The 20,299-nt window shown below is 71.4% G+C and carries 16 protein-coding genes; 10 read left to right on the forward strand and 6 right to left on the reverse strand.

Going from position 1 to position 20,299, the window contains the following annotated elements; all coding sequences use genetic code 11:
* The first annotated feature begins 109 nt into the window (after positions 1 to 109).
* The 3 genes from IE246_RS15845 to IE246_RS15855 all read left to right on the forward strand — a co-directional run bounded on the left by IE246_RS15845 (position 110) and on the right by IE246_RS15855 (position 3,014).
* Positions 110 to 769: a response regulator gene (locus IE246_RS15845; RefSeq protein ID WP_189991337.1), complete on the forward strand. Its 660-nt coding sequence runs from the start codon at positions 110 to 112 to the stop codon at positions 767 to 769.
* Positions 766 to 2,112, forward strand: a complete 1,347-nt coding sequence (locus IE246_RS15850; protein ID WP_189991339.1) for a sensor histidine kinase — start codon at positions 766 to 768, stop codon at positions 2,110 to 2,112. Before IE246_RS15845 ends, IE246_RS15850 begins: the two co-directional genes overlap by 4 nt.
* A gap of 86 nt (positions 2,113 to 2,198) precedes the next feature.
* Positions 2,199 to 3,014 carry a calcium-binding protein gene (locus tag IE246_RS15855; protein WP_189991341.1) on the forward strand — a complete coding sequence of 272 codons (816 nt, stop codon included), beginning with the start codon at positions 2,199 to 2,201 and terminating at the stop codon, positions 3,012 to 3,014.
* A gap of 20 nt (positions 3,015 to 3,034) precedes the next feature.
* Here IE246_RS15855 and IE246_RS15860 read toward each other — a convergent pair whose 3' ends face one another.
* Positions 3,035 to 5,146 carry a DUF294 nucleotidyltransferase-like domain-containing protein gene (locus IE246_RS15860; protein ID WP_189991344.1) on the reverse strand — a complete coding sequence of 704 codons (2,112 nt, stop codon included), beginning with the start codon at positions 5,144 to 5,146 and terminating at the stop codon, positions 3,035 to 3,037.
* A 191-nt stretch (positions 5,147 to 5,337) separates the two neighbouring features.
* Between IE246_RS15860 and ettA the strand changes: the two genes are divergently transcribed.
* Positions 5,338 to 7,020: an energy-dependent translational throttle protein EttA gene (gene ettA, locus IE246_RS15865; protein ID WP_189991346.1), complete on the forward strand. Its 1,683-nt coding sequence runs from the start codon at positions 5,338 to 5,340 to the stop codon at positions 7,018 to 7,020.
* 296 nt (positions 7,021 to 7,316) lie between these two features.
* On the opposite strand, the gene IE246_RS15870 is transcribed toward ettA, so the two are convergent.
* The 4 genes from IE246_RS15870 to IE246_RS15885 form a co-directional block, all read right to left on the reverse strand.
* Positions 7,317 to 7,928 carry an MlaC/ttg2D family ABC transporter substrate-binding protein gene (locus tag IE246_RS15870; protein WP_189991348.1) on the reverse strand — a complete coding sequence of 204 codons (612 nt, stop codon included), beginning with the start codon at positions 7,926 to 7,928 and terminating at the stop codon, positions 7,317 to 7,319.
* A gap of 28 nt (positions 7,929 to 7,956) precedes the next feature.
* The gene (locus tag IE246_RS15875) at positions 7,957 to 8,883 is read right to left on the reverse strand and encodes an MlaA family lipoprotein (RefSeq protein WP_308434493.1); all 927 of its coding nucleotides are present in this window, start codon (positions 8,881 to 8,883) and stop codon (positions 7,957 to 7,959) included.
* Between the two features lie 106 nt (positions 8,884 to 8,989).
* Positions 8,990 to 10,738 (reverse strand): tetratricopeptide repeat protein, encoded by a 1,749-nt coding sequence (locus tag IE246_RS15880; RefSeq protein WP_189991352.1) that lies wholly within the window; start codon positions 10,736 to 10,738, stop codon positions 8,990 to 8,992.
* Positions 10,739 to 10,807: 69 nt separating this feature from the next.
* A complete protein-coding gene (locus IE246_RS15885) occupies positions 10,808 to 11,776 on the reverse strand; it encodes a sodium:proton symporter (protein ID WP_189991354.1) in 969 nt (322 codons plus the stop codon).
* Between the two features lie 54 nt (positions 11,777 to 11,830).
* On the opposite strand from IE246_RS15885, the gene IE246_RS15890 reads away from it, so the two are divergent.
* Both IE246_RS15890 and IE246_RS15895 read left to right on the forward strand, forming a co-directional pair.
* Complete coding sequence (locus IE246_RS15890) at positions 11,831 to 12,322, forward strand: thioesterase family protein (RefSeq protein ID WP_189991356.1); 492 nt, start codon at positions 11,831 to 11,833, stop codon at positions 12,320 to 12,322.
* Positions 12,323 to 12,406: 84 nt separating this feature from the next.
* Entirely contained in the window at positions 12,407 to 13,474 is a 1,068-nt protein-coding gene (locus IE246_RS15895) for a GGDEF domain-containing protein (protein WP_189991358.1), read from the forward strand.
* A gap of 6 nt (positions 13,475 to 13,480) precedes the next feature.
* On the opposite strand, the gene IE246_RS15900 is transcribed toward IE246_RS15895, so the two are convergent.
* A complete protein-coding gene (locus IE246_RS15900; RefSeq protein WP_189991360.1) occupies positions 13,481 to 13,981 on the reverse strand; it encodes a GNAT family N-acetyltransferase in 501 nt (166 codons plus the stop codon).
* A 112-nt stretch (positions 13,982 to 14,093) separates the two neighbouring features.
* Between IE246_RS15900 and IE246_RS15905 the strand changes: the two genes are divergently transcribed.
* The 4 genes from IE246_RS15905 (at position 14,094) to IE246_RS15920 (ending at position 20,218) form a co-directional block, all read left to right on the forward strand.
* Complete coding sequence (locus IE246_RS15905; protein WP_189991362.1) at positions 14,094 to 15,866, forward strand: chloride channel protein; 1,773 nt, start codon at positions 14,094 to 14,096, stop codon at positions 15,864 to 15,866.
* 338 nt (positions 15,867 to 16,204) lie between these two features.
* Complete coding sequence (locus IE246_RS15910; RefSeq protein ID WP_189991364.1) at positions 16,205 to 18,628, forward strand: UvrD-helicase domain-containing protein; 2,424 nt, start codon at positions 16,205 to 16,207, stop codon at positions 18,626 to 18,628.
* A 25-nt stretch (positions 18,629 to 18,653) separates the two neighbouring features.
* Positions 18,654 to 19,526 carry a 50S ribosomal protein L11 methyltransferase gene (locus tag IE246_RS15915; protein WP_189991366.1) on the forward strand — a complete coding sequence of 291 codons (873 nt, stop codon included), beginning with the start codon at positions 18,654 to 18,656 and terminating at the stop codon, positions 19,524 to 19,526.
* 104 nt (positions 19,527 to 19,630) lie between these two features.
* Positions 19,631 to 20,218: a rhodanese-like domain-containing protein gene (locus tag IE246_RS15920; RefSeq protein WP_189991368.1), complete on the forward strand. Its 588-nt coding sequence runs from the start codon at positions 19,631 to 19,633 to the stop codon at positions 20,216 to 20,218.
* Positions 20,219 to 20,299 lie beyond the last annotated feature (81 nt).

Consider the following 20,299-nt stretch of genomic DNA (forward strand, 5'->3'; position numbering starts at 1 on the left):
ATAGGCGGCGAAGCTGACGGGGGCCTGACGGGCGCCGGATTTTGCCTTCAGCCTGCCGTAAGGTCCGCGGCGGACCTTCGGGATCGGCAGCAGGGACGGGGCCAGGGCGATGCGCATTCTGCTTGTGGAGGACGAGCCTCGTCTCGGCGAGGCGGTCCAGGAGCATCTGGCGGCCGACGGCCACGCCGTGGACTGGGTCACCCGCGTCGACGATGCCGAGGCCTCGCTGCGGGCCGTCGACTACGGCCTGGTGCTGCTCGACCTGCATCTTCCGGACGGCCGTGGGCTCGACCTGCTCAAGGCCATGCGGGCCGCCGGCAACGCCAGTCCGGTGATCATCGTCACCGCGCGCGACCAGATCAGTGACCGGATCGCCGGTCTGAACGCCGGCGCCGACGACTATCTGGTGAAGCCGTTCGATCTCGACGAGCTGCGGGCCCGGGTCGCGGCAGTGTCGCGCCGCTATGCCGGCAACCCCAATCCGACGCTTCGGCTGGGCGATCTCGAGATCGACAAGACCGCGCGACGGATCCGGCGCGGCGACGAGGCGATCGAGCTGACCCGCCGGGAATGGGCGGTCCTGGACCTGTTGACCCGGCGGCCCGGGGCGATCGTCTCCAAGGACCGGCTCGAGGAGGCGCTGTACGATTTCGAGGCGGAGGTCGAGAGCAACACGGTCGAGGTTCACGTCAGCCGGCTGCGCAAGAAGCTCGGCCGCGACACGATCCGGACGCTTCGCGGCGTCGGCTACCGGGTCGACCCTTCGTGAGCGATGCCTGGAGCCTGTCCCGGCGGCTCTCCGGGGCGCTGATCCTGGGGATCGCCGTGTTGTGGATCGTCGCCGTCCTGTCGGCGGTCGTCGTGGTCCGCGACGAGCTGAACGAGGTGTTCGACAGCGCCCTGCAGGAGATGGCGCAGCGGCTGCTGCCGCTGGCGATCGACGACCTGCGGGATGAGGACGACGACGGCGATGGCCGGGAGATCGATCACGCGGCAAACGTCCCGGAACACGAGGAGTACCTCGTCTATCAGCTTCGCGACGCCAGCGGGCGGGTGCTGCTCCGGTCCCACGACGCCTCGACGAAGCCGTTTCCGGTGCCGTTGCGGCCGGGCTTCACGGATGTCGAGGGCTGGCGGGCCTATACCGAGCGCACCACCGACGGCCGGCTCTACATCCAGGTCCTGGACCGCCAGGCGCACCGCCGCGAGGCGCTCCTGGAAACCGTGGTCTGGCTGGTGGCTCCGCTGGCGCTGCTGATTCCGTTGGCCGGCCTGATCATCGTGCTGGTGGTCCGACGGGTGCTGGCGCCGATCGCCGGCGTGCGCGAGGCGATCCGCGACCGCGGCGGTTCCGATCTCGCGCCGATCCCGGGCGACGGGATGCCGGTCGAACTGGTCCCGATCGTCGACGACGTGAACCGGCTCATGCGGCGGCTGGCCAAGGCCCTGGAGAGCGAACGGTCGTTCGCCGCCAACAGCGCGCACGAGTTGCGGACGCCGGTGGCGGCGGCGCTGGCGCAACTGTCGCGGCTGACCGAGGAACTGAAGGGCACGGCCGGCGCCGCCCGGGCGGACCGGATCGCCGACATCCTGCGTGGCCTGGCCCGGACCGTCGAGAAGCTGCTTCAGCTCGCGCGGGCCGAGGCCGGCATCGCCCTGCGGCGGGAGCCGGTCGACCTGGTCCAGGTCGCCGAACTGCTGGTCGAGGAGTTCCGGCGCGACGGGCGCTACGCCGACCGGATCCGCCTGGAGGTCGAGACCGACCGGGATGTCCTCGCCATGACCGACATCGACGCGATCGCGATCGCGGTCCGGAACCTGATCGAGAACGCCCTGGTCCACGGCAGTGCCGAGGAGCCGGTGCGGGTCAGCGTGGCGCCCGACCGGTCGATCGCCGTGACGAATGCCGGGCCGGTGGTTCCGCCCGAACGGATGGCGGTGCTGACCGACCGGTTCGAGCGGGGCGCGGCCAAGGCGTCGGGCTCCGGGCTCGGCCTCGCGATCGTCGCCAGCATCGTGCGCCAGGCTGGCGGTAGCCTGGAGCTGCACTCGCCCGCGCCGGGCAGCGGATCCGGCTTCGCGGCGGTCATCCGGCTTCCGGAGACCTCCTGATCCGGCTTCAGGTTCAGGTCAGTTTGCCCGGGCATCCTTCGCTCGTACCGGCCGGACGGCCGGCCCGGTGAACAAGGAGCGATCCGATGTCGAGCGACCTGTACAGCCTCTTCGAGAGCGAGGACGAGCGCGACGACGATGCCTTCGAGCATCGCGACGATCGAAGCGGGCACGACGATCACGATTCCGACGGCCACGATTCCGACGGCCACGATTCCGACGACCGCGACCACGGCGACGACCGCGACCACGGCGACGATCGGCGGAACGACGACGACGACGTCATGAGCGGCGGCGATTCCGACGACCACCTGGACGGCGGCGTGGGCCGCGACGACATCCACGGCCGTGACGGCGACGACGACCTGCACGGCGGCTTCGACGACGACGTGATCTACGGCAACGTCGGTTCCGACTTCCTGTACGGCGACGATGGCGCCGACGTCCTGTACGGCGGCCAGCACAGGGACCATGTCGAGGGCGGGACCGGCGACGACCGGCTGTACGGAAACCTCGGCGACGACACCCTGGACGGCAGCGACGGCGTCGACTGGCTGCATGGCGGCCAGGGCGACGACATGGTGTCGGGCGGGACCGGCGACGACGTCCTGAACGGCGGCCTCGGCGACGATCTTCTGAACGGCGGCGCCGGCGCCGACCAGTTCGTGTTCGGCGGGCTGTCGGGGACCGACACGATCGCCGACTTCGATCCGACGGGCGGCGACGTCATTGTCCGCGCGGCCCTTGCCGGGGTCGGGCCGGCCTCGGTTGCCGAGCTTCTGGCGAGTGTCACGAACGACGCGTCTGGCGATGCCGTCGTCGACTTCGGGGCGGGCCAGTCGGTGACCCTGATCGGGGTGTCGGCGGACGCGCTTTCCGCCGCGAATTTCCAGCTGGTCTGAGCGGCGACCGTCCGCCCGCTTCAGAACATCAGGTCGCGGAGCAGGGTCGGAATGTGCTGGAGATGGCCGAGCGCCTGCTTCAGGTCCGAGCGCTGCTGCCGGGTCAGCGTGCCGATCTCCACCATCCGGCTCGGCTTCAGGCCGGCGGCGATGTCGCGGCTCTGCTGGTCGAGGGTCAGCGACACGCCGAGCGCATGGGCCTCCATCAGTGCCGACAGGTCGGCCTCGCTGCCGATCCCCCGGGCGATCAGCCCACCCAGCCGGGCCCGGGTCGAGCGTTCCTCGATGCCGTGGCGGATCGCCAGGGTCCGCGCGGCCGAAGCCACCGGGAACAGGATGTGCTGCTTCAGGTCCAGCCGGCCGTTCTCGCCCCGGATCTTTCCGAACAGGCTGACCGGGCTCGGCACCGAAGCCAGCCGCTCGCCCAGCAGCTTGGCGAAGGTCGGGTTCTCGCGGCCGGCGGCATAGGCGGCCTCGAACAGCGTGTGACCGAGGCCGAGCGTCCCGTGCACCGGGGCCTCGTCGAAGAAGATGTCGACGTTGAGGAGGTCCTGCGGCCGCGACAGCCGGACCCAGCGCGCGATCCGCTCCGTCCAGGTCTCCAGCGACCCGCGCCAGTCCGGATTCTTCGCCATCACCCCGCCGGTGCAGTACGGAATGCCGGCCTCGTCCAGGATCGTTGCCAGCCGGTCGCCGAGTTCGGCGAACCAGCGGTCCTCGGGACCGTCGGGCGCGCCGGCCGCGAACACGACGGCGTTGTCCTGGTCCGGCACCAGCAGGCTTTCGCCGCGCCCGCCGGAGCCGAGCACCATCACCGCATAGGGGCAGGGCGCGTCGCCCTTGCCGTCCGCCCGCATGGCGTCGGCCGCCAGCACGCCGGCCCGCCGGGTCATCGACCGGATCTCCTCGCTGACGATCCGGCACACGACATGGGCGTCGACGCCCTCCGCCAGCAGCGAGCGGACGACGACCGGCAGGGTCGACCAGGCCAGCGCCAGGTCCCTGGCCGACCCCGCCTGCTCGATCGCGTCGGCGAGCGTGATCGCCGGCCCGGCCCGCAGCTTCAGCAGGTCGCGGGCCGAAACCACGCCGACCAGGGCGTCGCTGTCCGACCGGACCCCGAGGTGCCGCGACCCGACCCGTCCCATCCGGCCGACGGCGCGGTACAGAAAGGCGTTCTCGCGGATCGTGACCAGCGGCCGCGAGCCGATCGGGCCGACCGGCTCGTCGAGCGCCGGGGCGCCGGCGGCCGCGATCCGCCGCATGGCGTCGCGCTCGGTCACGATGGCGTACTCCGCGACGTCGCGGCCGGGCCGACCGTCGGAGGTCACGAACACCGAGGAGATCGAGCGGGCCGTCATGATGTCGATCGCCGCCTTGAGCGTCGTCTCCGGCGGCACCACCACCGGCGGGCTGGCCATGATGTCGCCGACGCGATGCCGGTAGGGGTAGGTGTCGAAGCTGCCGAGCACCTCGTCGCGCGGTTCCTCGACGGGGGCCTCCCAGCCGGCGCCCTGCTGGCGTTCCAGCTCGCCGCTCAGCCTGCGGCAGGCGCGCTCGGCCTCGGCCAGCGTCCGGATGCCTTTCGCCTCCAGGTGCGGGAGCAGGGCCAGGAACACCAGGCCGGCGGCCTCGGCGTCGCCGAGAGCCCGGTGCCGGTCCCGGGTCTCGAGGCCGAGCCAACTGGCCAGCGCGTCGAGCGAGTGGCTGGCCAGGGTCGGAGCCGCGACCGCGGCCAGCATGCGCACGCAGAGCGCGCGCGGCTTGCGCCACGGCAACCGGTGGCGGCGCGCCTCGTTCGCCAGCACCGTCAGGTCGAAGCCGATGGTGTGGCCGATCACGACCCGGCCGTCCAACAGCGCCGTGACCTCGCCCCAGACCGCCGGCAGGGCCGGCGCGCCCTTCACCGTCGCGTCGGCGATCCCGTGCACCTGCGTCGAGGCGGGCGGGATCGGCGCCCCGGGGTCGACCAGCCGCTCGTAGGCCGCGGCGCCCCCGAGGGTCGCCTTCGCGATCGGAACCGCCCCGACCTGCACGATCAGGGCCTTGGCGGCGTCGAGCCCGGTGGTCTCGAGGTCGAGCGCGACCGCCTCGAGCGCGAACAGGGGAGTGGCACCGGTGATGGGCGTCACGTCCGGCCTCCTGGACCTGGTCCGATGCGGGGAACTCCCGGAGCCAGGGATCCGTCAATTCTGTGCGCCGCCGCGGTTCGCGGCAATGCCCGCGCGCGAGCCGCCGCGCCTGACCGGCGAGGAACGTTGCGGTCGCGCGGCCGCCTGCGCTAGAACCCGCCGTCACCTGCAACCGACGGCGAGCCGCCCCGATGGCCTCCTATCAGTACATCTACGTCATGAACGGTCTGTCCAAGACCTATCCCGGCGGCCGCGAGGTGCTGAAGGACATCCGGCTGTCGTTCCTGCCGGGCGCCAAGATCGGCGTGCTCGGCGTCAACGGCGCCGGCAAGTCGACGATCCTTCGGATCATGGCCGGCGTCGACAAGGACTTCACCGGCGAGGCCTGGGTGGCCGAGGGCGCGACCGTCGGCTACCTGTCGCAGGAGCCGGAGCTGGATCCGTCGAAGGACGTGCAGGGCAACGTCATGGAGGGGCTCGGGCCGCTCAAGGCGCTGATGGACCGCTTCAACGAGGTCAGCGCCCGGTTCGCCGAGGAGCTGACCGACGACGAGATGAACGACCTGCTGGCCGAGCAGGGCGAGCTGCAGGAGAAGATCGACCACGCCGACGGCTGGGACATCGACCGCAAGGTCGAGATCGCCATGGACGCGCTGCGCTGCCCGCCGGGCGACGCCGACGTCACCAAGCTGTCCGGCGGCGAGCGGCGCCGGGTGGCGCTGGCCAAGCTGCTGCTGTCGCAGCCCGACCTGCTGCTGCTCGACGAGCCGACCAACCATCTGGACGCCGAGTCGGTGGCTTGGCTCCAGCGTACCCTGGCCGACTACGCCGGTACCGTCGTGACGGTCACCCACGACCGCTACTTCCTCGACGAGGTCGCCGGCTGGATCCTGGAGATCGACCGCGGCCGCGGCATCCCGTACGAGGGCAACTACTCGGGCTGGCTGGTGCAGAAGCAGAAGCGCCTGGAGCAGGAGGGCCGGACCGAGGCCGCGCGCATGCGCACCCTCAACCACGAACTGGAGTGGATCCAGCAGAGCCCGCGGGCCCGCCAGGCGAAGTCGAAGGCGCGCATCGCGGCCTACGAGGATCTGCTCGCCCAGAACCAGGAGAAGGCGCCGGACACCGCCCAGATCGTCATTCCGGCCGGACCGCGCCTCGGCGACGTGGTGATCGAGGCCGAGCACCTCTCCAAGGGCTTCGGCGACCGGCTGCTGATCGACGACCTGTCGTTCAAGCTGCCGCCGGGCGGCATCGTCGGCGTGATCGGCCCGAACGGCGCCGGCAAGACCACGCTGTTCCGCATGATCACCGGCCAGGAGAAGCCCGACGGCGGCAGTTTCCGGGTCGGCGAGACCGTGAAGCTCGGCTATGTCGACCAGAGCCGCGATACCCTGCGGGCCGACAAGACCGTGTTCGAGGAGATCTCCGACGGCAACGACGAGATCGACCTGGGCCGCCGCAAGATGCAGAGCCGGGCCTATGTCAGCCTGTTCAACTTCAAGGGCTCGGACCAGCAGAAGAAGGTCGGCCAGCTCTCGGGCGGCGAGCGCAACCGCGTTCACCTCGCCAAGATGCTGAAGTCCGGCGCCAACCTGCTGATGCTCGACGAGCCGACCAACGACCTGGACGTCGACACCCTGCGGGCGCTCGAAGACGGGCTGCTGGAGTTCGCCGGCTGCGCGGTGGTGATCAGCCACGACCGCTGGTTCCTCGACCGCATCGCCACCCACATCCTGGCGTTCGAGGGCGACAGCCACGTCGAGTGGTTCGAGGGCAACTACGAGGCCTACGAGGCCGACCGCAAGCGCCGTCTCGGCGTCGAGGCGGACACCCCGCACCGCATCAAGTACAAGCCGATCCGGCGCAGCTGACCCTTGGTGGCGGCCCCCGCTTTCGCGGGGGCGCCTCAGGGTGATGGTGCGTCAATCCGGGACTTTTGAGCCTCTGTCACCCCGAGGCGCCCGCCGCGCCGGCGTCCCTCTAAGAGGGGAGGAGGCGCGCCGGGGACTTGTCGATCGAGAGCAGCGCGATTGCTTCCTGTCCAGGCGAGCGCCCGAACCGCATGAATTGCCAGGGCTCCTTCCGAAACGCCCAGCCATGGCGATCCACGCCGCCGGGAAACCGTCCAACGCCGAGCTGAGGACCTAGCGCGGCGGGCCTTGAAGGATCAGGAACCCGACGATTTCAGCCGGGCCATACGCTCGTTCAGGGCCTTGATCAGGGCCTTGACCTCGCCGCCGTTGCTCTGAATGACCGAGGCGTACTCCTGACGCTGGGTGACGCTCATGCTCACCCCCTCGATCACCACGTCGACCACCCTGTAGTCGTCGCCCTGGCGGATCAGCCGCCATTCGACCTTGACGTCGGCGTTGCCGTTCGGGTCGACGATGCGGCTGCCGACCAGGGTGAACTGCCCGTCCTCGCGACTGCCGTCGACCACCAGCTTCTGGCCGGCGTACTCGTCGAACCGCGCCGTGTAGGTGTAGACGATGCTTTCCTTGAAGGCCTTGAGATAGGCCTCGCGCTCTTCCGGCGTCGCCAGGCGCCAATAGCGGCCGAGCAGGAACCGGCCGATCCCCTCCATGTCGAAGGTGTCGCTCAGCAGCTCGTCGAAGCGGGCGCGCTTGGCCTCCATGTCGGCGGCCTTGTCGGTGACCAGCCCGAGGGCGCGGTCGGCGAGGGCGTGGATGAACGCCTCGGGGGCCGCCGCATCGGCGCGCGCAAGCACCGGCGCGGTCAGCACCAGCAGCACGAACGCGAAAACCCGCGCGAACGCCATGTGACAACTCCCGTTGCTGATGGCCGCCTCAGCTCGACGGCGACTTCGGCCCGGCGCTCTCGGCGGGCTGGCCGCCCGGCACGTACTCGTCGAACTCCTCGGAGGTGTTCGAGCGCCCGCCGGCTCCGGCCGGCGGCGTGCCGTTGTTGATGAGCGCGTCGCGCCGCTGCTTGTAGATCGTGCGGACGCGCGCGTAGTAGTCCACCGATGTCTGCTTCAGGTCGTTGATGGCCGCGAAGTTCCGGGCCCGGAAGTCGACGGCGCCGGCGGCACGGCGGGCCAGCTGGACGCGGGTCCGGTCGCCGTCGCGCTCCAGCGGGTTGCCGTTTCCGACGTAGTTGATCGGATCCAGGAAGTAGTCGACCACCAGGCCGACCGTGTCGCGCACGTTCGACGGGCCGAGCAGCGGCAGCACGATGTAGGGCCCGTCGCCGGAGCCGTAGACCGCCAGGGTCTGCCCGAAATCCTCTTCCCGGTGCTCGAGCCCGAGACCGGTCGCGTTGTCGACGAAGCCGAACAGCGGCGCGTTGGCGACGAACCGCGACGCCGTGGTGCCGGCCGCGCTCCAGTCGCCCTGGAACAGGTTGTTGGCCAGCACGACCGGGGTCGTCAGCCACTCCAGGAAGCTGCGGACCATGTCGCGCACCGGATCCGGCACGGCTTCCTTGTACATGTACGCGGTCGGCTGCAGCACGAAGGTGTCGACGGTATCGTTCACCGCGAACACCATCCGGTTGGCCGGTTCGATGGGATCGTAGACCGCCCCGGGCTCAAGCTCGGTCTGGCTTGCGCATCCGGCTAAGAGCCCCGTCGCGAAAACCGCGGCCGTGAACGAGCGACGCATCCGACAAAGCCCCATTTCCGCCTGTGCGACCCGCATTTTACGTACGCACGCCCGAGACTTGAGGCCAACACGGCGCGGATTCTCGGCCGCTGTTGATCCCCTCAGACGCATTGTCGAGGTATCACAGAGACGGCCCCGATACCAGATGGCGGGACCCGCGGCGTTGGAGCTTCAATCCGGGTGTTGCAAAAATATCGCGGTTTTTAACTATCCCGGCTCAGCGGACCCGATGGGCCAGGGCGTGCGCCTTGCGCTGCCACTCCACGGCGCCGACGGCGCGGTACAGCCGGCCGGCCTGGACCAGCAGGGCGGTCGCCGTGGCGTTGTCGATGTTGACCGCCAGCAGCCCGATCAGCAGCGCCGCATCGGCCTCCGACAACCGGTCGCCGACGCTCTGGAACAGGATCCGGGCCTCGGCGTAGGCCTGCTGGGCCTGCGGCAGCCGTCCGAGCGACGACTCCAGATCGCCGATCGCGCGCAGCGCCGAGGCCTCGCCGTGCGGATCCTTCAGGCCCTGGTACATGGTCCGGACCTGGGCGAAGTTGACCCGGGCCCGGTCGTGGTTCTCCATCAGCAGGTCGACCTGGCCGAGGTCCATCAGCGCCTGCGCCGCGTCGCGCGCGCCACCGGCGTTCTGGTAGTGGCCGTAGGCCTCCTTGAGGATCTCGCGGGCGCTCCGCTTCTGGTCGCGGGCGATGTCGACGTGCCCGCGGCCCTTCTGCGCGTCGGCCGTGATCAGCAGGTCCTCCGAGCTCTTGGCCTGGGCGATCACGCGGTCGAACATGACGCGCGCGTCCTCGATGTTGCCGGCGATCCGCTCCATCTCGCCGAGCCCGACCATCAGCCGCGCCTCATTGTCCTTATCGCCCGATTCGACGAACAGGTTGCGGGCGATGGTGCCGTTGGCCCGCCCCCATTCGAAACGGATGCGGCAACGCCGGGCGTCGCCGCGGCCGGCGATCAGCGCGCTGGCGCCGACCCGCCGGCCGGCCTGCTTGAAGCGCTGGGCCGCCTCCAGGGCCATCTCGCGGGCCTCGGTCGGCCGCTGCATCTTGCGGTAGCCGTCGGACATCACCAGGCGGACCAGGCCCTCGCCGACATAGTCGCCGGTCCGCCGGTAGAGGGTGAGGGCACGCTCGAAGCGGTTCTGGGCCTCGGCGGCGTTGCGCTCCAGGCGGTACATCTCGCCGCGGGCGTACAGCGCGTGCGCCTCGCCGATGCGGTCGCCGACCTGGGTCAGCAGGAAACGCGCCTGGTCGAAGCAGCCGGCCGCCTCCTCGGTCTTCGCCAGCCTGACGCACGCCTCGCCGAGGCTGAGATAGGCCGACCCTTCGCCGAACCGGTCGTTCTCCTGGCCGAAGATCGCCCGGGCCTCTTCGAAGGCCTGGCGCGCCGCCTCGTAGCCGCGACGGGCGAGCGCGAGGTTGCCGAGCCCCATCAGGGCCCGCGCCGCGTTCCGGCTGTCGTTGCCGCCGCGGAACCGGTTCAGCGCGTCCTCGAACAGCCGGCCGGCGTCGTCGTACTCGCCGCGCTCGGCGGCCAGTTCCCCCTGGCTGAGCCTGACCGTCGCTTCGAGCAGTTCCTGCTTGGCCTCGCGCGCCAGCGATGCCGCCTCGCCGAAGTTCTTGCGGGCGTCGTCGAGCAGACCGCAGATCCGGAACCCCTCGCCCTGCGCCCACAGCCGGCCGGCCATCGCCGCCGGGCCGGTCGACAGCACGCCACCGGACCGCATCGCCTGGACGCCGCCGCTGCGCTTGATGCCCCGGCTGATCCACCAGTCCAGGACCAGGGCGCACAGGCCGACGAAGCCGACGACGCAGGCGAGCAGGAGCTGATAGTTGGCCGGGCGCCCGAGCGAGAACACGTAGCTCACGGCGACCGCACCCGCGGTGCACAGCAGGATGGTGAAGCGACGCTGCCAGGTTCCGAGCCGGCCCCGCCGTCGCGCACTCCGGATCGCCTTCACGGATCCCGCCTCGATGTCAACTCAGGGTGGTGCGGACGCCCGACCGACGGGCGTTGCGACGCCGCCGGATTATCGCCGATCTGCCGGAGCACTCCAACCCCGGCCGGCAACATCGCGGCTGGCGGCGCGCCGGTAGACCGGGCGCAGCAACCCCGGCAGCAGGTAGATCGGAAATTGCAGGAGCGCCAGATACAGGAAGGTATCGGGGGCGAACGCCGCCGGCGCGGCGCCGAGCACCAGCGCCATGTTCCGGTTGCCGCAGGCCAGCGCCAGGGTGGTGGCGGTCCGCGCGCCGGTCGGCCGGAACACCGCCCAGCCGAGGGCCTGCATGCCGAGGCTGACGCCGAACACCAGGGCGAGCAGGCCGGCGACCCGGGCCGGGCTCGCGACCGCCGCCTGGGTGACCCCGTCCATCACCGCGATCGCGAACAGCAGCATGACGATCACGAATCCGCCGTCGATCGCGGCGGCATGGGTCCGCAGCCGGGCCGGGCCGGCGAGCCGCCGGATGACGGCGGCGGTCAGCACGGACCCGGCCAGCAGCGCCGCCAGCCGGACCGCCAGCGCGACCGGCCCGATGTCGAGTTCGAGGCCCAGCAGCGCGAACACGATCGGCGGCAGGGTGACCGGGACCAGCAGGCCGGTGACGGTGGTCACGGTCAGGGCGAGGGCGCCGTCCAGCCCGACCAGCGTGGCGATCGCCGGAACCGATATCAGCGGCGGCGACGCCGACCACACCACCAGCGCCACGGCGATGCCGGGCGACAGGTCGAGGGCCCGGGCGGCGGCGAACCCGAGCAGCGGCGAGGCCAGCAGGACGAACCCGACCGCCGGCAGCAGCAGCCACGGCCGCCGCAGCGACCGGCCGACTTCGGCCGGTTCCAGGCGCAGCAGCGACAGGGTCAGCATGAGCGCGATCGCCGGAACCAGCAGCGGCTTGGCCGAGGCTGCCAGCTCCGGCAGCGCCAGCCCGAGCACCACGCCGGCCGGCAGGCAGCCGGTCGCGCGTTTGCCGAACCAGGACAGGATGCCCATCATGGGGCGGCACCCGCCGTTGGCGGGCAATGGGAAGCCATGACAGGAGACGGCAGGGTGACGGGCATCGACGACGCAGGTTGGTTCGATTCGGGGCGGGCGGTCGTCCGGTCGGACTGGATCGACTACAACGGCCACATGAACGTCGGCTACTACCTCGTGGCGTTCGACCAGGCGACCGAGGCGATCCATGTGCATCTCGGAATCGGTGAAGCCTATCGGCGCGAGCACGACGCGTCGACGTTCGTGCTCGAGGCCCACGTCACCTACGACCACGAGCTGCTGGAAGGGGCGCCGCTGGCGTTCCGCACCCGGATCGTCGCCTTCGATTCCAAGCGGCTGCACCTGATGCACCGGATGTTCCACGCCGAGGAAGGGTTCCTGGCCGCGACCAACGAGCTGATGTGCCTGCACGTCGACCTGAAGCAACGCAAGACCAGCCCGTTCCCGGACGACGCCATGGCGCGGATCCGCGAGGTCGGCGAGGCGCACGCCCGGTTCGGGGCGACCGACGGTGCGGGCCGGTCGATCGGCATACGTCGCCGGTGACCCTGTCGGGCGAGTTCGGGTAGACTTTCCGGAGTCGGTTCGCCCGGGGCATGGGGGACGGGGCGCCGACGACGGAGGCGCACGATGGTGTCCGGTCCGGAACTCGACCGCGCGCGCGAGACCGCCGAGACCGCGCTGCGCCACATGGCGGTCCTGGGGATCCCGCCGACGCCGGAGAACTATGCGGTCTGGTTCGCCTATGCCGCCGGCAGCGATCCGCACCTGCGCCGGACCATCGACATCCTGATGGACAACGGCCAGGAATTCGACGACCTGCGCAACGCCGAGCTGCATGCCCGCTTCGTGCTGCCGACCTACCGGACCAGCGCGGTCGACACCGTGGCCGACGACCTGCATGCCGTTGCCGGGCAGCTGTCGACGACGGTCGGCCACGCCGGCGCCGGCGTCCGGCGCTACGGCGACGCCCTGTCGAACGTGTCCGGGGCGCTGCACCGGACCGGCGCCGACGGGACCGGCGCCGACGACACCGGAGTGCGGAGCCTGGTGACCGGGCTGATGCAGGAGACCCGGGAGATGGAGGCGAACAACGCGCGTCTGCGCGAACGCCTGGAGCAGTCGTCGAGCGAGATCGCCCGCCTGCGCGAGACCTTGGAGGAGACCCGCCGCGAGGCCTCGACCGACGGCCTGACCGGGATCGCCAACCGCATGCGCTTCGAACGCGAGCTGCGGATGGCCGCCGCCGCGGCGATGGAGGACGGCACCACGCTGTGCCTGCTGATGGCGGACATCGACCACTTCAAGGTGTTCAACGACACCCATGGCCACTCGGTCGGCGATCAGGTGCTCCGGCTGGTCGCCCGGGTGCTGTCCGAGGCGGTGCGGCCGGGCGACCTGGTCGCCCGCTACGGCGGCGAGGAGTTCACGGTGATCCTGCCGGACTGCAACCTCGACGAGGCGGCGCGCATCGCCGAGCGGATCCGCGACCGCATCGGCCACCGCCACGTGGTCCGGCGCAGCACCGGCGACGACCTGGGCGCGGTCACGCTGTCGCTTGGCGCCACCGCCTACCGGTTCGGCGAGCCGATCGCCCAGGCGGTCGAGCGGGCCGACGCCGCGCTGTACCGGGCCAAGCAGGCCGGGCGCAACCGGGTCGAGGTGGACGGCGACCTGTCGGCGGCGGCGGCGAACTGACCCGCGTCAGGTCGCGGTCCCGGCCAGCGTCCGCAGGGCGTCGTCGGCGATCGCGTAGGGCAGCCAGGTTCCTTTGCGGACCATGCCCAGGCGCTCGTAGAACTCGCGGGCCCGGTTGTCGGTCTTGACCGCCAGCTCCAGGCGGGCGCAGCCGCCGTCGACCGCCGCCCTGGCCAGCGCCGCCACCAGCCGCCGGCCGATGCCGTCGCCGCGGCGGTCCGGGTCGACGTACAGGTCCTCGATGTACAGGTTCGGCCGGCCGGCCCAGGTCGAATAGGTGAAGTAGTAGAGCGCCAGCCCGATCGCGTCGCGCCGTCCGGAGGCCGGGTCGACGGCCTCGGCCAGGAGGGCGTGAAACCGCGGCGCCGGCCCGAAGCCGTCGCGCAGCAGGTCGTCGACCGTCGATTCCACGTAGTCGGCAGCGTCCTGGGCCTCCGCCAGCCGGCGGATCAGGTCGAGAAGGGTGGTGGCATCGGCGGCGACCGCCGGGCGGAGTTCGATCGTCATGGCGGCGCACGGTAGAGAGTTGCCGGCACGATCCGCAAGGCTGCTTTCAACCCGGCCCGAGAGTCGTTAAGCTGCAAGGGCTTACCTCGCCGGTCGCGAACCCCGGGCCGCCATGCTGAAGTCACTCATCGGCCGTCCCGTCATGGGACTGAAGCGGCTCGTCCGCAACGACCAGCTGGTCACCAGCGTGGCGGCGCTGGTGGTCGGCCTGGCCGCGGCGGCCGGGGCGGTGGCGTTCCGCGAGGCGATCGTCGGGCTGCAGTGGCTGTTTCTCGGCTTCTACCACGAGCTGGTCGCCAGCGGCGCCCGCGAGGCGGCGCGCTGGCGCGTGGTGCTCGCGCCGGTGGCCGGCGGGCTGGTGGTCGGCGCGATCGCCCGCTGGCTGATGCCCGGCGGCCGCCCGCAGGGGGTGGCGAACGTGATCGAGGCGAGCGCGCTCAGGGCCGGCCGGATGTCGGCCCGGCAGGCGGCCGGCGCCGCCGCCATGAGCGCGATCTCGATCGGGGCCGGCGCCTCGGTCGGGCGCGAGGGGCCGGCCGTCCACCTCGGCGCCGCCCTGGCGAGCTTCGTCGGCCGCCCGCTCCAGCTCACGCGCTCGCAGTCGCGGACCCTGCTCGGCTGCGGCGTCGCCAGCGCCGTGGCGGCCTCGTTCAACGCCCCGATCGCCGGCGTGTTCTTCGCGCTGGAGGTGGTGGTCGGGCATTACGCGCTGTCGGCGCTGGCGCCGATCGTGATCGCCTCGGTGACCGGCACCATCGTGTCGCGCATCTGGTTCGGGGATTTCCCGGCGTTCCGGCTCGGCGACCACGAGATCGTCTCGTTCCTGCAGTTCCCGGCCTTCGCGCTGCTGGGCGTGGTGTGCGCGGTCGCCGCCATCGCCCTGATGCGCCTGACCGAGATCGTCGAGCTGCGGACCTCGGACCTGCCGGCGCGCTGGCTGCACCCGGCGGCGGCCGGTCTCGCGGTCGGCGTGGTCGCGGTCTGGTACCCGGAGATCCTGGGGGTCGGCTACGAGGCGACCGACGACGCCCTGAAGGAGCAGTACGGCTTCCAGATGCTGGTGACGCTGGCGGTTCTGAAGATCCTGATGACCGCGCTGTGCCTGGGGGCCGGGTTCGGCGGCGGGGTGTTCTCGCCGTCGCTGTTCATCGGCGCCATGGTGGGCGGCGCGTTCGGGATCGTCGCGAGCCACCCGTTCCCGGACCTGTCGTCCGGCCACGGCGCCTACACCCTGATCGGCATGGGCGCGGTCGCGGGGGCGGTGCTGGGGGCGCCGATCTCGACCATCCTGATCATCTTCGAGCTGACCGGCGACTACCGGCTGACCATCGCGGTCATGATCGCGGTGGTGATCGCCTCGCTGATCACCCGGATGTGGCACGGCCCGTCGTTCTTCACCGACCAGCTCCGGCGCCGCGGGCTGGACCTGCAGGGCGGCCACGACATGGCGGCGCTGCGCGCGCTCCGGGTGCACGACGTGATGCGCCAGGACCACATCGCGGTGCCGGTCGACGCGACGCTCGACACCCTGCGCGACCGGCTGCGCCAGGCGCCGATGAACGAGCTGTTCGTGGTCGACGCCGACGACCGGCTGGTCGGCACCATCACGCTCGCCGAGCTCGGCGAAGCCGCGTTCGACCACAGCCAGGACGCTGACCGCTGCGCCGGCGACCTGGCGCGACGGTCGCCGCCGGTGCTGGCGCTGTCGGACGACCTGCAGAAGGCGATCCGCCGGTTCGGCGAGGTCGACGAGGGCCTGCTCGGCGTGGTCGACGACCACCAGGGCACCCGGCTGGTCGGCTGCCTGCACGAACGCGACGTGATGCGGGCCTACAACACGGCGCTGGTGAACCTCCGGAAGGAGGAGCACGGGGAGACGCTGTAGGGGGATTCGGCGGGACTCGACCCTCTTTCGTCATTCCGGAGCCGCGGAGCGGACTCCGGGATCCATCCGTCGAACCGCCCCGCGGACGCCCATGTTGCCCCATGGATCCCGGAGTCGCCCGCTACGCGGCCGCACTGGGATGACGGAAGGGAGAAGGAACCAACGACCGCTCCCCACCCAGGGTGGCCGTTGCCCCGGTCGAGTCCGGTCGCCGCGCGCCTTCTGACGGCGGTGCCGGGCCTTCGACGCCGGGCGGCGTTCCCGGACTGCCGTGGCTCGCCGTGCTCTGGCCGATTTTGCCCCTCGGCCCCCGCCGCCCGCGTGTTATATCCGGGGCTATGGCTGATCTGTTCTCGTCCCGTTCCGATCCCGCGTCCGGTGGCCCGGCCCACAGCGACCCCGCCGCCCTGCCGGCGACGCCGGCGATCCACGCGCCGCGCCCGGACAGCTACCTCTCCGGCCTGAACCCGGCCCAGCGCGAGGCGGTCGAGGCGCTCGACGGGCCGGTGCTGGTGCTGGCGGGTGCCGGTACCGGCAAGACCCGGGTGCTGACCACCCGGCTCGCCCACCTGCTGGCGCTCGGCAAGGCGCGGCCGTGGAACGTGCTGGCCGTCACCTTCACCAACAAGGCGGCGCGCGAGATGAAGGAGCGCGTCGCCCGGATCGTCGGCCCGGCCGCCGAGCAGGTCTGGCTCGGCACCTTCCACGCCCTGGCCGCCCGCATCCTGCGCCGGCACGCCGAGGTGGTGGGGCTGCGCTCCAACTTCACGATCCTCGACGCCGACGACCAGGTGCGGCTGCTCAAGCAGGTTCTGCAGGCCGAGAACATCGACGACAAGCGCTGGCCGGCGCGCGTCGTGATGGGCGTCATCCAGCGCTGGAAGGACCGCGGCCTCGGGCCCGAGAAGATCACCGTCGCCGAGGCCGGCGACCTGGCCGGCGGCCGGCTGCAGGACGTGTACCGGCAGTACCAGGAGCGGCTGACGACGCAGAACGCCGCCGATTTCGGCGACCTGCTGCTGCACAACCTGACCCTGTTCCAGACCCGGCCCGAGATCCTCAAGGACTACCAGGAGCGGTTCCGCTACCTGCTGGTCGACGAGTACCAGGACACCAACGTCTGCCAGTACCTGTGGCTGCGGCTGCTGGCCCAGGGCCACAGGAACATCTGCTGCGTCGGCGACGACGACCAGTCGATCTACGGCTGGCGCGGGGCCGAGATCGGCAACATCCTGAAGTTCGAGACCGACTTCCCGGGCGCCAAGGTGGTCCGGCTGGAGCAGAACTACCGCTCGACCTCGCGGATCCTGGCGGCCGCCTCGGGGGTGATCGCCAACAACGAGGGCCGGCTCGGCAAGACCCTGTGGACCGAGGGCGACCACGGCGACAAGGTCGTGGTGCGCGGGGTGTGGGACGGCGAGGAGGAGGCCCGGGTCGTCTGCGACCGGATCGAGGATCACCAGCGCAAGGGCGTGCCGCTGAACCAGATGGCGGTGCTGGTGCGGGCCGGCTTCCAGACCCGTGAGTTCGAGGAGCGGCTGATCACCCTCGGGGTGCCGTACCGGGTGGTCGGCGGCGCCCGGTTCTACGAGCGCAAGGAGGTGCGCGACGCCGTCGCCTATCTCCGGGTGATCCACCAGCCCGACGACGACCTGGCGTTCGAGCGCATCGTCAACGTGCCGCGCCGCGGCATCGGCGACACCACCATGCGCGCCGTGCACGGCTATGCCCGCACCCAGGGGCTGTCGCTGACCCGGTCGGTCGACGAGCTGGTGCAGACCGACGAGCTGCCGGCGGCGGCCCGCCGCAACCTGAAGGCGCTGATGGAGGCGTTCGGGCGCTGGCGCGAGGCAGCCCGGACCGAGACCCTGCCGGACCTCGCGCGCATGATGCTCGACGAATCGGGCTACACCGGATCGCTGCAGAAGGACCGCTCGCCGGAGGCGCCGGGCCGGCTGGAGAACCTCAAGGAGCTGGTCACCGCGCTCGACGAGTACGAGACCCTCGGCGGGTTCCTTGAGCATATCAGCCTGGTCATGGAGAACGCCGACGACCCGGCCGAGGCCAAGGTCAGCCTGATGACCCTGCACGCCGCCAAGGGGCTGGAGTTCGACGTGGTGTTCCTGCCGGGCTGGGAGGAGGGCATGTTCCCGAACCAGCGCGCGCTCGACGAGAACGGTGCCGCCGGCCTGGAGGAAGAGCGGCGGCTGGCCTATGTCGGGCTGACCCGGGCCCGCAAGTCGGTGGAGATCGTGTTCGCCGCCAACCGCCGGGTGCACGGGCTGTGGCAGAGCGCGATCCCGTCGCGCTTCGTCTCCGAGCTGCCGGGCGAGCACGTCGAGGTGGTCTCCGAGGCCGGGCTGTACGGCGCCACGGGCGGAAGCTACGGCGGGGGCGGCTACGGCAGTGCGGCACAGGCCGGCCGGCGCGACGGCCTCAGCTTCGGCGACCGCGAGGACGACGCCGGCTCGTTCGGCGCCGCCCGGTCGAGCCGCTGGGAGTCAGCCGGCGGGGTCGCCGGGCGCGGGCCGGGCTACCTGCGGCGCGGCGGCGGCAGCATCCGCAGCCGGCCGCCGGTGATCGACGGCGAGGGCTATACGGTGGACCGCTCCAAGCCGGCGCGCCACGCCGTCGGCGACCGGGTGTTCCACCAGAAATTCGGCATGGGCACGGTGCAGGCGGTCGACGGCGACAAGCTGGAGATCGCGTTCGACCATGCCGGGGTGAAGAAGGTCGTCGATACCTTCGTGTCGACGCCGTGAGACCGCGAGGCCGGAGATCCCAACCATGACCACGCCGCTTTGGCGGATCGCGATGACCGCGCCGGCGCGCGCCGCCGAGGCCCTGGCCGCCGCGCTGGAGCCCTACGTGACCGCGCTGACCGCCATGGAGGACACGCCCGGCGGGACCTGGTCGATCGAAGGGCTGAGCGAGACCGAACCGGAGCGCCCGACGATCGTCGCCGCCCTGGCGCTGGCCGCCGCCACCGTCGGCACGCCGCCGCCCGACACGGTGATCGAGCCGCTGCCGGAGGTCGACTGGCTGTCGCTGAACCGGCAGTCGTTCCCGCCGATCCGCGAGGGCCGGGTGTGGGTGCGCGGCAGCCACGTCACCGATCCGTGCCCGGCCGCGTCGATCGAGCTGATCGTCGACGCGGCGCGCGCCTTCGGGTCCGGCAGCCACGCCACCACCGCGCTGTGCCTGCGGGCGCTGCAGGACGAGATCAGGCGGCGCCGGCCGGGCCGCGTCCTCGACCTCGGCTGCGGTTCGGGGATCCTGGCGATGGCGGCGGCCAAGCTGGTGCCGACCGCGCGCGTGGTGGCGGTCGACCTGGACCCGGTGTCGGTCGCGACGGCGGCCGAGAACTGCCGGCTGAACCGCACCGCGACGCGGATCCGGACCGGGGTGTCGCGTGGCTGGAACGCGTCGCTGGTGCGCGGCGCGGCGCCCTACGACATGGTGCTGGCCAACATCCTGGCGAAGCCGCTGTGCGCCATGGCGCCGGATCTGGGGCGCGGCCTGGCGCGCGGCGGCCGGGCGATCCTGTCGGGCCTGATGACCCACCAGGAGGCGCAGGTCGTCGCCGCGCACCGCGCCCAGGGCCTGCGGCTGGTCCGGCGCTACCGGCGCGACGGGTGGAGCGCCCTGGTGCTGGGGTAGGCTTGCGGTATCGCAAGGATTGCCGGCGGCATCGGCTGCTATGGTCCGCCGCGCGTCCGGCCGACCGGCCCGACAGGTGACGCGCTGCCGATGGGAGAGTCCCGATGAACTGGTTGAAACCGTCCTGCCTGGCACTGCTCGCGGTGCTGGCATCATTCGAGGCGACGGCCGGGACCGGCGCCCTGCCGGCGAACAAGCTCACCACCGCCGGGCTGTACCTGACGGCGGCCGAGGCAAGGGACTTCCGCGCCGCGCACAAGACGCTGTTCGTCGACGTGCGGTCGCGGGCCGAGGTCAACTTCCTGGGGCTGCCGACGGACGTGGACGTCAACATCCCGTACATGGAGCTCACCGACCTGGCGCGCTTCGATCCCGAGAAGGGCACCTACAAGCTCGAGCCCAACCCGGACTTCCCGCTGGTGTTCGAGAAGGAACTGCAGAAGCGCGGCCTGGGGAAGGACACCGCGATCCTGCTGATGTGCCGCTCCGGCACCCGCAGCGCCAAGGCCGCCAACCTGCTGACCTCGATGGGCTACACCCGGGTCTACAGCGTGGTCGACGGTTTCGAGGGCGATACGGCGAAGGCCGGTCCGGCCAAAGGCCGGCGGACCGTGAACGGCTGGAAGAACGCGGGGCTGCCGTGGTCCTACAAGCTCGCGCCCGGGCAGGTGTATCCGCCGGACCGGAAGTAGAGCGGCGGACGCTCGCTCCCACAAAGCAAGTCGGCCGGCGACCCGAAGGTCGCCGGCCGCTTCACACGCCGGTATTCCCGA

Origin of the sequence: Thalassobaculum fulvum (genome assembly GCF_014652915.1) — a bacterium.
Classification (GTDB): Bacteria; Pseudomonadota; Alphaproteobacteria; order Thalassobaculales; family Thalassobaculaceae; genus Thalassobaculum_A; species Thalassobaculum_A fulvum.

What these genes read in the sequence shown, in the direction of transcription:
- IE246_RS15845 (WP_189991337.1), top strand. Translation starts at nt 110, where the DNA reads ATGCGCATTCTGCTTGTGGAGGACGAGCCTCGTCTCGGCGAGGCGGTC.
- IE246_RS15905 (WP_189991362.1), top strand. Translation starts at nt 14,094, where the DNA reads ATGCTGAAGTCACTCATCGGCCGTCCCGTCATGGGACTGAAGCGGCTC.
- ettA (WP_189991346.1), top strand. Translation starts at nt 5,338, where the DNA reads ATGGCCTCCTATCAGTACATCTACGTCATGAACGGTCTGTCCAAGACC.
- IE246_RS15895 (WP_189991358.1), top strand. Translation starts at nt 12,407, where the DNA reads ATGGTGTCCGGTCCGGAACTCGACCGCGCGCGCGAGACCGCCGAGACC.
- IE246_RS15870 (WP_189991348.1), bottom strand. Translation starts at nt 7,928, where the DNA reads ATGGCGTTCGCGCGGGTTTTCGCGTTCGTGCTGCTGGTGCTGACCGCG.
- IE246_RS15920 (WP_189991368.1), top strand. Translation starts at nt 19,631, where the DNA reads ATGAACTGGTTGAAACCGTCCTGCCTGGCACTGCTCGCGGTGCTGGCA.
- IE246_RS15855 (WP_189991341.1), top strand. Translation starts at nt 2,199, where the DNA reads ATGTCGAGCGACCTGTACAGCCTCTTCGAGAGCGAGGACGAGCGCGAC.
- IE246_RS15875 (WP_308434493.1), bottom strand. Translation starts at nt 8,883, where the DNA reads ATGCGTCTGAGGGGATCAACAGCGGCCGAGAATCCGCGCCGTGTTGGC.
- IE246_RS15910 (WP_189991364.1), top strand. Translation starts at nt 16,205, where the DNA reads ATGGCTGATCTGTTCTCGTCCCGTTCCGATCCCGCGTCCGGTGGCCCG.
- IE246_RS15885 (WP_189991354.1), bottom strand. Translation starts at nt 11,776, where the DNA reads ATGATGGGCATCCTGTCCTGGTTCGGCAAACGCGCGACCGGCTGCCTG.
- IE246_RS15915 (WP_189991366.1), top strand. Translation starts at nt 18,654, where the DNA reads ATGACCACGCCGCTTTGGCGGATCGCGATGACCGCGCCGGCGCGCGCC.
- IE246_RS15900 (WP_189991360.1), bottom strand. Translation starts at nt 13,981, where the DNA reads ATGACGATCGAACTCCGCCCGGCGGTCGCCGCCGATGCCACCACCCTT.